The sequence below is a fragment of the Streptomyces poriferorum genome, assembly GCF_019399235.1.
Classification (GTDB): Bacteria; Actinomycetota; Actinomycetes; order Streptomycetales; family Streptomycetaceae; genus Streptomyces; species Streptomyces poriferorum.
In genome coordinates, this window is record NZ_JAELVH010000245.1 from 1 (window position 1) to 10,815 (window position 10,815).

Consider the following 10,815-nt stretch of genomic DNA (forward strand, 5'->3'; position numbering starts at 1 on the left):
CTTGAGGACCCCGCACCGCACCCCGCCCCTCGCGCCCCCGAGCTCGCGCACACCGCTCCGGCGCGCAAGCTCTCCACCGGGCGGCGCGGGCCGGCCGACCCCGTCAAGACCCTGATGCACCGGCACCGCGAACTCTGCGAACGCGCCGTCGACCCCCTGGAGATCGCCGCCGGTCTCGAGGCCCACGGCGTCACCGACCGCACGGCCGCCCGCTATCGGCACCGTGACGTGTTCTCGCTCGCCGAGGAACTGTTCGCCCGGGTACCGGGTGTCGCCGGGGAGCCCGTCGGCGCGTCCTTCGCACCGGCGCGCGAGCCGGGCGCCGCCTGCCTCGCGACATTCGTCGCGCTGCGGTTCACCGAAGGGGTGCTCGACAGCGGGGCGCGGCTCGCCATCGGTTCCGGCGGCGGTCTCCTCGCGCTCATCGGGCTCGCACTCGCCCTGCGTACCGGACCCCTCTGCGCCGACGGACGGTCGTCGGGCGCCGCCGGTCTGTTCGGCTGCTGGCTGCTCGGCTACGTCCTGTACGGCGACGCGCTGCTCCACCAGCTCCTCAGCGGCGGGCCCGAAGGCCCCTGGGACATCACTCCGGCTCCGCTGCTCGGCCTCGCCGTGGCAGTCGCCCCGGCGGCCTGGTGCGCCCACCTCNTCTCCGTACACGGCTTCCCCGAACCGGCCGCCACCGGCCTCGCCGCCGCCTGTGCCGTCGAGGTCGCCGCCCCAGCACTCGTCCTGGCCGGCCGGCTGCCCGGCCTCGACCCGGTAGCCCGCCCCGTCGAAGTGCTCATCGAGGCGGCAGGCACCGGGGCCGTACCCGCCGTCGCCTGCGGCGCGGCCGCGCTCGGCCTGCTGACCACCGCCACCGTCGCTCTTTCCCGGGCATCCGCCCACACCGCCGCCTGACGCACCCCACAGCCCCCGCGGAGCCGACGCCGCGGGTCCCGTTCCGCACCGTACGCAACTGCCCCAAGGAGACACCGGACATGACCCACCGATCCCCCGCACCGGCAGCCCGCCGTCGGCACTCAGGGGGCGCGCGATGAGGGTGCTGCTGCTCGGAGCCAACGGATTCCTCGGCCGGTTCGTGGCCGACCGCCTGCTAGCCGACCCTGCCGTCCACCTCACGGCGCTCGGCCGCGGCGACGACGCCGACGTACGGTTCGACCTCGCCGGCGGCAGCCCGGGAGCGCTCACCCGCTTCCTGGACGCCGTCCACCCCGGGGTCGTCGTCAACTGCGCCGGCGCCACCCGGGGCGGGGCCCGCGACCTGACCCGTCACAACACCGTCGCCGTCGCCACCGTCTGCGAGGCGATGCGCCGCAGCGGCTGCACCGCCCGCCTGGTGCAGGTCGGCTGCTCCTCGGAGTACGGGCCCTCGCAGCCCGGTTCGTCCACGGCGGAGGACGCCATCCCGCGCCCCGGCGGCCCGTACGGCGTCAGCAAGCTCGCCGCCACCGAACTCGTCCTCGGCTCCGGCCTCGACGCGGTCGTGCTGCGGGTGTTCTCGCCGGTCGGCCCCGGCACCCCGGCCGGCTCGCCGCTCGGCCGGCTCGCCGAGGCGATGCGCCGTGCCATGCAGTCCGGCGACGGCGAGCTGAAGCTCAGCGGCCTCGGGGTCCAGCGCGACTTCGTCGACGTGCGCGACGTCGCGCGCGCCGTGCACGCCGCCTCGCTCTCCGCCGCCCAGGGCGTCGTCAACATCGGCACCGGCCGGGCCGTGCGGCTGCGCGACGCCGCGGCCGTTCTCGCCAAGGTGGCCGGGTACGGGGGCGCGCTCCACGAGCTGGACACGCCCCCCGCACGCCTGCCCATCGGCGCCCCCCGCACCTCAGCCGAATCGGTCATGGAGCACCTCTCGGTCACGCCCTCCCCCTACCCGGACGGCTGCGGTGCCTGGCAGCAGGCGGACGTCCGCACCGCCAGGGACCGGCTCGGCTGGCGTCCCCGGATCAATCTGGAGGAGTCCCTCGCCGACATCTGGATGGAGGCGGCATGCCGTATCTGACCAGTACCGGCACCGCCCGCCGGACCAGTGGCGCCGAACAGCTCGGCTTCGGTGTGCCCGGCTGTGCGCACCCGCTGCTCGCCCCGGCCGAATGGGCCGAACTGGCCCGCCCCGGCACCCCGCTGCACTGGGCCGTCCTGGACATCGATGACGGCCCCGGCATCCGTCCCGACCCGCACTGCCTGGAGGCCGCGGGCCGGCTCCGAAACGCCCGCGAGCGGGCTGTGCGCGGCGAGGATCCGCTCGACTCCGTGCGGGCCTCGGCCGGACGGCTGCTCGGCCGGCTCGATCTGGTGCACGGGAGCCGGCCCTTCGGTGACCTGGTCGCCGACGCGCAGTCCTACCTGGACTGGTACCGCGTCGACGGGTTCTACCTCGACCGCTGCCCGGCCGGGCGCCCGGACCTTCCCACGGTCCGCCGTCTCACCGGCACCCTCTCCGCCCTCCTGGCGGACAGCGGCAGCGCGCGGCACGGCGGACACCTCGTGCTCGGCCACGACACCCATCCGCACCCGGGCTACGCGGAGGCCGCCGACCAGCTGGTCACCTTCCGCGGCGCGTGGACCGACTACCGCTGGTCACAGGTGGCGGAGTGGACCGCCTCGTACCCGCCCGGCCGGTTCGCCCACTTCGTCCACGGTGTCCCGCGCACCCACCTGGAGGAGGCGATGCGCATCGCCCGCTGGCAGGGCGCCGGGACGATCTTCTTCACGGACCGCACCAGGGAGACCGGTCCCGGAAACGGACGTGGGCAAAGCGATCCATTTGCGACACTGCCCAGGTACTGGGACGAAATTGTCTCGCGGATCGGACCTGCTATCTCGGAATGAGAGGGGGCGTGGCAGTGTTACGGCAAGAACAACCGTACGTAGCCGAAGTACGTAGAAACCGACCACCTGCATTGTTGAGGTTCCTGTGTCGCTGCCACCCCTGGTCGAGCCAGCTGCTGAGCTCACCGTCGACGAGGTCCGCAGGTACTCCCGCCACCTGATCATCCCCGATGTCGGGATGGACGGGCAGAAGCGGCTGAAGAACGCGAAGGTGCTCTGTGTGGGCGCCGGCGGTCTCGGCTCGCCGGCTCTGATGTACCTGGCCGCCGCCGGTGTCGGAACGCTCGGCATCGTGGAGTTCGACGAGGTCGACGAGTCGAACCTGCAACGCCAGATCATTCACAGCCAGGCCGACATCGGCAAGTCCAAGGCCCTGTCGGCCAAGGAGAGCGTGCAGGGGATCAACCCCCTGGTGAACGTCATCCTTCACGAGGAACGGCTCGAAGCCGAGAACGTGATGGAGATCTTCGCCCAGTACGACCTGATCGTGGACGGCACGGACAACTTCGCCACCCGCTATCTCGTCAACGACGCCGCGGTCCTGCTGAACAAGCCGTACGTCTGGGGCTCGATCTACCGGTTCGACGGCCAGGCGTCCGTCTTCTGGTCCGAGCACGGTCCCTGCTACCGCTGCCTCTACCCGGAGCCGCCGCCCCCCGGCATGGTTCCCTCCTGCGCCGAGGGCGGTGTCCTGGGCGTGCTGTGCGCGTCCATCGGCTCCATCCAGGTCAACGAGGCCATCAAGCTGCTCGCCGGCATCGGCGACCCGCTCGTCGGCCGGCTGATGATCTACGACGCGCTGGAGATGCAGTACCGGCAGGTCAAGGTCCGCAAGGACCCCGACTGCGCGGTCTGCGGCGAGAACCCGACCGTCACCGAACTCATCGACTACGAGGCCTTCTGCGGCGTCGTGTCCGAGGAGGCCCAGGAGGCGGCGCTCGGCTCCACGATCACTCCCAAGCAGCTCAAGGAGTGGATCGACGCGGACGAGAAGATCGAGATCATCGACGTCCGTGAGCCGAACGAGTACGAGATCGTCTCGATCCCCGGCGCGAAGCTGATCCCGAAGAACGAGTTCCTGATGGGCAACGCCCTCCAGGACCTCCCGCAGGACAAGCGCATCGTGCTCCACTGCAAGACCGGTGTCCGCAGTGCCGAGGTCCTCGCGGTCCTCAAGTCGGCGGGCTTCGCCGACTCGGTGCACGTCGGCGGCGGCGTGATCGGCTGGGTCAACCAGATCGAGCCCGAGAAGCCGGTGTACTAAAGGCTGAACGCGAGGAAGGGGCCGGTCCGCATCATGCGGACCGGCCCCTTCCTCTTCGTCCGTACGATGGCGCTACGAACAGGTCTTGCCGTCGGCCGGCACCTTCCCGTCCAGGAAGTACGCGTCCACCGTCGATGTCACACAGCTGTTCCCGCCGTAGGCGCCGTGCCCCTCGCCCTTGTTGGTGAGCAGGACGCCGACGCCCTCGCCCAGCTCGTCCGCCATCTTCCGCGCACCCTCGTACGGCGTGGCCGGGTCGCCCGTCGTGCCCACGACCAGGATCGGACCGGCGTCCGGGGCGCTCGCCTCCGGGGTGTCGTGCTCGCCCGCCACCGGCCAGTCGGCGCACCAGCCCGCGGTGTCCCAGGCCAGGAACGGGCCGAAGACCGGCGACAGCTTCCCGAACTCGGGCAGCAGCGCCTTCGCCTCGGCCGCTGTCGGCCTGGCCTTGGTGTCCGCGCAGGAGATGGCCCGCTGGGAGTGGTTCTGGGTGTCGTAGTGGCCGTTCTCGTCACGGCCGTTGTACGAGTCGGCGAGCTGCAGCAGCATCGAACCGGTGCCGCTCTCCGCCTCGTCCAGGGCCTGGGTGAGCACCGGCCAGTTGTCCTTGGAGTAGAGCGGCAGCACGATGCCGGTGATCGCCAGCGACTCGTTGAGCTCGCGTTCCGTACCGGTCGGCAGCGGCTTGGCATCGATCCGCTTCAGCAGGGCGGCGATGCGCCGGGTGCCCGCCTTCGGGTCCTGGCCGCGGTCCTTGAGGTAGTTCTCCAGTGCCCGCTGGAAGCCGGTCGTCTGGTTACGGGCGTGGCCCGTGGTGTCCGCGGTCGGGTCGACCACGGCGTCGAAGACGGCCCGCCCGACGTGCTCCGGGAAGAGATGGGCGTATGTGCCGCCCAGCTCGGTGCCGTACGAGAAGCCGAAGTACGTCAGCTTCCTGTCACCGAGGACCTCGCGGATCAGATCCATGTCCCGGGCGGCGTTCGTCGTGCCGACGAACGGCAGGACCTTGCCCGAGCGGCTCTCGCAGCCGGCGCCGAAACCGGCGCCGTCCTTCATGAACGCCGCCTCCTCCGCCGCCGTGTCCGGTGTCATGTCGACCTTGCGGTAGGAGCTCTCCTGCTCCTGGTCCGTGCGGCACCGCACCCCGGCGCTTTCGGCCACCCCGCGCGGATCGAAACCCACCAGGTCGTAGCGGGTGTTGAGCGACCCGTACGAACCGGCGGCGCGCGGCAGGGTGGATACCCCTGAACCGCCCGGCCCGCCGAAGTTGAACAGCATCGAGCCGAGCCGCCGGTCCTTGTCCCGGGCCTCCTTGCGGATCAGCGCGATCCCGATCGTGTCGCCGTCCGGCTTCGCGTAGTCCAGCGGAACCGTGACCTTCGTACACCGCCAGGACGAGCCCGGAGCGCTGCCGCCCTCGGGGGCCTCGCACCTCTTCCAGTCCAGGCGCTGCGAGGTGAGGGCGGCGGGCAGGGGCTTTCCGCTCGCGTCGGCCGAGGGTGCGGCGGACGGTGAGGCGGCCGAAGCCGTGGTGCCGTCCGCAGGGGTGCCCGGCTTGTCGTCGGCGGCGTCCTCGCATCCTGCGAGCACCCCCGTCAGCAGCAGTGCGGCGGCGGCCAGCGCCCCGGCCCGTACGTATGCGACCACGTGCAGTCCCTCCCCGTCGTGCCTGCCCGTCCGGCAGTTCGCCCATGTTAGGCGCGTGGTGCCGCGCCTAACCGCAGACCGTCCCGGCGTCCGGCACCTTGCCGTCCAGCAGATAGCCGCCCACCGCCTTCTGCACACAGGCACTGCCGCTGTTGTACGCGCCATGACCCTCGCCCTTGTACGTCATCTCCACGCCGACGCCCTCGCCGAGTTCCTCGGCCATCGCCTTCGCGCCCGCGTACGGGGTCGCCGGGTCGCCCGTGTTGCCGATGACCAGGACGGGGGCCGCACCCTTCGCGCTGACGTCCGGGGTGTCCCAGGCGCCCGCCACCGGCCAGCCGGTGCACGCCATCAGACCCCAGCCGAGATAGTCGCCGAAGACCGGTGAGGCGTCGTGGAACGCGGGGAGCTTCTCCTTGGTCTCGTCGAGGGTGAACCGCTCCTTGGAGTCGGCGCAGTTGATGGCGGTGTTCGCCGCGGCGGAGTTGTCGTACCGGCCGTCCTCGGAGCGCCCGTTGAGGGAGTCGGCGAGGGCGAGGAGCAGTGCGCCGTTGCCGCCGTCGGCCTCGTCCACGCCCTGCTCCAGCAGGGGCCAGGTCTCCTTGGAGTAGAGCGCCGCCGCGATGCCGGTGGTGGCCTGCGTCTGCGTCAGCTTCCGGGAGCCGATGCCCGGTACGGGCTTCTCCTCCAGCCGGTCGAGGAGTCCGGACACCCCCTGCTCGACCTCCTCGGCAGTGGAACCGGGCAGCTTGCAGGCGTCGCCCCGGTCCGCGCAGTCCTCGGCGAAGTTGTCCAGTGCGAGCTGGAAGCCCTCTGCCTGGCCGAGCGAGGACTGCTCGGCGTCCTCGGTCGGGTCGACCACCGCGTCCAGGACCGACCGGCCCACGTTCTCGGGGAACAAGTGCGCGTAGACGCCGCCCAGTTCGGTGCCGTACGAGATACCGAAGTAGTACAGCTTCTCGTCGCCCAGTACCTGGCGCATCAGATCCATGTCGCGGGCCGCGTTCGTCGTCCCCACGAAGGGGAGTTCCTTGCCGGAGTTCTTCTCGCAGGCGGCCACGTACGTCTTCGTGTCCTCGGTGAACGCCTTCTCCTCCGCCGCGTCGTCCGGTGTGCCGTCGCCCTCGTACCGCGCGTCCAGCTGCGCGTCGTCCTCGCACTCCACGCCCGCGCTGCGGCCCACACCGCGCGGGTCGAAGCTCACCAGGTCGTACCGGGTGCGGAGCTTGTCGTACTCCGTGCCGAACGCGGGCAGGGTGGCGACACCGGACGCGCCGGGGCCGCCGAAGTTGAAGATGAGCGAACCGATCCGCCTGTTCCCGTCGATCGCCTTCGCACGGATGAGCGCGAGCTCGATGGTGTCGCCGTCCGGTTCCGCGTAGTCGAGCGGGACGTTCATGAACGAGCACTCCCAGACGGCCCCGCCGGGCAGCGGGGAGGGTGCGGAACCGCCGCCCTGCGCCTGGGAAGGAGCCGGGCACGGTGTCCACTTCAGCTGCTGGGAGGCGAGGCCGGCGGGGGTGGTGGCCGCGGCGGCCTCGGCCGCCCGCGGAGTGTTCTCCGAGCGGCCGGCCGTGTCCGTGTCACCCCCGTCCGAACAGCCGGTGAGCGGAAGCAGCACGGTCACCGTGGCGGCGAGGGCAGCGGCGCGCAGGGCAGGGGAGGTCCTCATCGCTCCATCCTGCGGCGGCTCCCCGGGGGGTGCACGGGGCGCCGGTCCAAGCGGGTGGACGCCTGCGGGCCGCCGCGCCTAGAGCTCGCCCTTGCGCGTCAGATGGTTGAAGGCGAGCCAGCCGGGGAGCACCGGCAGCCACAGCGTGAGCAGCCGGTACAGCAGCACGGCCGGTGCCGCGACCTCCTTCGGCAGGCCGACCGCGATCAGGCCGAGGGTCAGCGCACCCTCGACGGCGCCCATGCCGCCCGGTGTCGGCGCCGCCGAGCCCAGCGCGTTGCCGGCGAGGAAGACCACCGCGATGCTCGCATAGCTCAGGTGCGGCGTGTCCGGACCGCTGAACGCCCGGACCGACGCGTCCAGACACATCACGAACACGCCGGTCAGCAGCAGCATCCCGCCGATGCCGGTGAGCAGCTTCTGCGGCCGCTGCACGACGTCCAGCATGCGCGGTACGACCCCGGCGAACAGCGACCGCACCCGCGTCACGACGAACTTGCGCAGGAACGGGATGGCCGTCACCACCAGCACCAGCACGGCGACCGTCAGCAGCCCCGCGATCACGGTCCTGGACGGGGTGAGCGAGGACGGCGTCTTCTCCGTACCGGTCAGATAGCCGAACGCGGCCAGCAGCAGGATGTGGCACCCCAGCCCGAACAGCTGCGAGGCGCCGACGCTCGCGACCGCCAGCCCCGGACGCACTCCGGCCCGCTGGAGGAACCGGGTGTTCAGCGCGACCCCGCCCACCGCGGCCGGGGCCACGATCTTCACGAACGAGCCGGCGACCTGTGCCAGCACTGTCTTGCCGAACGGCACCCGTTCGGGCACGAAGCCCAGCAGGCTCATCGCCGCCGCGATGTAACTGAGCGCCGAGAAACCGAGCGCGGCCGCCACCCAGCCCCACTCCGCCTCCTCGACCACCGCACCGAAGTCGGCCTCGGTGACCTGCGAGATCAGGAAGTACGCGGCGATGGCACCGGCGATGAAGCTGAACAGGGTGCGCGGCTTGATGCGCTCCAGACGGACCGGCTCGACCGGCGCCTGCGGCCGGATCAGCAGCACCTCCTGGCGGATCCGGGAGAGCAGATCCTCCTCGCGGGCGACGTCCATGGCGTCGTCCCTGGCCCGCTTCTCGGCCTGCTTCTCGGTGCGCTGGGACTTGCGGTCGCTCTTGCGCCCGGCGTCTTCGGCAGGTTCCGCGTCCTGCGACCGGGCCCGCTTCGCCGCGTCCGACGCCTCCAGCACGGCCTCGCGCTCGCGCTGCGAACGCTCCCGGGCCAGCCGGCGCAGATGGGCGCGGGTGGAGCGGCTGAGCGCGATCGGCTGGAGCAGCGGCAGACAGTCCGCCACGGCATCCGGCCCCAGCACCTCCAGCGCGGCCGCGACCGCACGCTCGGGACCCACCCGCAGACCCGTGGTGGTGAGCAGCTGGGCGACGTCCATCCGCAGCACCAGATCACCGGCCGCGATCTCGCCGCCGCGCAGATCAGTGACGAACACCTTGCCAAAACGATCCACCAGAATGGCGTCACCGGTGAGCCTGCGGTGCGCGATCCGCCGCGACTGGAGCGCCTGCACCTGACGCCAGGCACCGCGCACCAGCTCGTCGGTGATCTCGGAGTCCTCCAGCGCGTCCAGGGAGCGTCCGCCGATGTGCTCGTACACCAGCATCACGGCGTCCGGACCGAGCTCGGACGTGGCGATCAGCTTCGGGGCGTTGGCACCGGCGGCGATCGCCGCGTACGCGAGCAGCGCCTCCTGCTCCAGGGCCTGGCGCAGCGACTGGATGGAACGCCGCTGGGTGATGCCGCGCAGGGTGAGCCTGCGCCACACCCGGTAGAAGAAGCCCTGCGCCTGCTGTTCGCGGTCCACGACCGTCACATCGAGCGGCGGCCCGTCCTCCAGGGAGACCACGTACCGACGCCCGCGGTCGCTCTGGTCGCCCGAGTCGGGCGCGTCGTCGGCCCGCATCGCGGTGACCGGCCGGAAGCCGACGTGGCGAAGACCGGCCATCAGGTGCTGACCGGTCGGCCGGACGTTCGGCGAGCCGACCGCGTACAGCGTGCCGTACGCGACCGTCCAGCCGATCAGTACCGTGAGGATGATCGAGAGCGGTGTCGTGTACCCGCCCACCAGCATGGTGAAGGCGTCGAGCAGCAGCACCACCCACAGCACGACCCGCCACCGCGGTCGTCTCGCCATACCGACCGCCGTCATATAGGCGATCACCGGAGCGAGGTAGCCGTGTACGGGGTCGGTGAGCGCCTGACCGGGCTGCGGCTGGGTCAGCGCGTCCTGAATGGTGCCGGGCGCGGAGTTGGAGACCCACAGATCAGTGGCGAGCGTCACCCCGTGCGCGAGCACGGCGGCCAGCACGCCGTCCGCGATCCGCAGCCCGTCGCGTTTGATCAGGCGCTCGATGGCGAAGGCCACCGGGACGAGCAGCACGGCGATGCTGGAGACGAGACCGGCGACCTTGATGAGCAGATCGGGCGCCTGGCCGGTGCCCTTGTTGATGTCCTCCTCGAGGCCGGCCGTCGTGCCGTGGGCGAACGCGGCGACGGCGAACAGCACGACGATCGCGAGGACCCCGATGAGGAGCCGCAGCAGATCGGAGGGGCGGTGCACCCGGGCGGGGAGCAGGGGTTCGTCACCGGAGACCCGGTCGGAGAGCTCGTCCTCGGAGGTCGACAGCGTCGAGCCGGTCAGGTGCTCCGGGGGCTTCCGCGGCCCGGTGCCGGGCTCCGAGCCGCCCTCCTCGGGGCGCGGCTCGGCGTCAGAGGCGTCGGCCGCCTTCGGTGGCTGCACGCCCTGCTCCTTCGTCGCCTCTGATTGGTCTTCGTCTTCTCGTATCACCGGTCACCGCCCGCATGATGGTGGCACGGCCTTCGGCCGGCGGGGGGCATCAGGGTGCGATGCGGGGCCGCGCGGTGCGCAAGATACGCCCCGTCCCCCGCCGGCGCACACTCCGTGTGCGACCGGACACGGAACGGGCCGGACTGTCGGTGGCGTACGGCAGGATGGGCCGGATGAGCGAACACCCGACGAGCGACGCGTTGCCGGAGTACGCGGAGCGCGTGCTCGACGTCGCCGAACTGATCCCGCCCGGCCGCGTCATGAGCTACGGCGACATCGCGGAGTGGCTGGGGGACGGCGGACCGCGCCAGGTCGGCCGGGTCATGGCGCTGTACGGGTCCGCGGTGCCGTGGTGGCGTGTGGTGCGCGCCGACGGTGCGCTGCTGCCCGGCCACGAGCTGCGTGCGCTGGATCACTACCGCGAGGAGAACACCCCGCTGCGCGAGGCCTCGCGGTCCGCGGAGGGCCACGTCCCGCGTCTGGACATGCGGCGCGCACGGTGGGACGGCGGTGCGGGCGCGGAGGGCGACGACGGCGGGGG

7 protein-coding genes are annotated in these 10,815 nt (G+C 71.8%); 4 read left to right on the forward strand and 3 right to left on the reverse strand.

Annotated features, from left to right (window positions below; genetic code table 11):
* The first annotated feature begins 1,039 nt into the window (after window positions 1-1,039).
* The 3 genes from JGS39_RS30910 to moeZ all read left to right on the forward strand — a co-directional run bounded on the left by JGS39_RS30910 (window position 1,040) and on the right by moeZ (window position 4,099).
* Complete coding sequence (locus tag JGS39_RS30910) at window positions 1,040-2,005, forward strand: NAD-dependent epimerase/dehydratase family protein (RefSeq protein WP_148020598.1); 966 nt, start codon at window positions 1,040-1,042, stop codon at window positions 2,003-2,005.
* The gene (locus JGS39_RS30915; protein WP_219573008.1) at window positions 1,993-2,835 is read left to right on the forward strand and encodes a spherulation-specific family 4 protein; all 843 of its coding nucleotides are present in this window, start codon (window positions 1,993-1,995) and stop codon (window positions 2,833-2,835) included. Before JGS39_RS30910 ends, JGS39_RS30915 begins: the two co-directional genes overlap by 13 nt.
* Before the next feature lie 85 nt (window positions 2,836-2,920).
* Window positions 2,921-4,099: an adenylyltransferase/sulfurtransferase MoeZ gene (gene moeZ, locus JGS39_RS30920; RefSeq protein ID WP_219573010.1), complete on the forward strand. Its 1,179-nt coding sequence runs from the start codon at window positions 2,921-2,923 to the stop codon at window positions 4,097-4,099.
* 72 nt (window positions 4,100-4,171) lie between these two features.
* Here moeZ and JGS39_RS30925 read toward each other — a convergent pair whose 3' ends face one another.
* The 3 genes from JGS39_RS30925 to JGS39_RS30935 form a co-directional block, all read right to left on the reverse strand.
* Entirely contained in the window at window positions 4,172-5,746 is a 1,575-nt protein-coding gene (locus JGS39_RS30925) for an alpha/beta hydrolase (RefSeq protein WP_219573012.1), read from the reverse strand.
* Window positions 5,747-5,813: 67 nt separating this feature from the next.
* Entirely contained in the window at window positions 5,814-7,418 is a 1,605-nt protein-coding gene (locus JGS39_RS30930) for an alpha/beta hydrolase (protein WP_219573014.1), read from the reverse strand.
* Between the two features lie 78 nt (window positions 7,419-7,496).
* Window positions 7,497-10,226, reverse strand: coding sequence for a lysylphosphatidylglycerol synthase domain-containing protein (locus JGS39_RS30935; protein ID WP_219573017.1), 2,730 nt, complete (start codon window positions 10,224-10,226; stop codon window positions 7,497-7,499).
* Between the two features lie 221 nt (window positions 10,227-10,447).
* Between JGS39_RS30935 and JGS39_RS30940 the strand changes: the two genes are divergently transcribed.
* Window positions 10,448-10,815 (forward strand): MGMT family protein (locus JGS39_RS30940; RefSeq protein ID WP_372456181.1); only part of this gene is annotated, 368 nt, incomplete at its 3' end.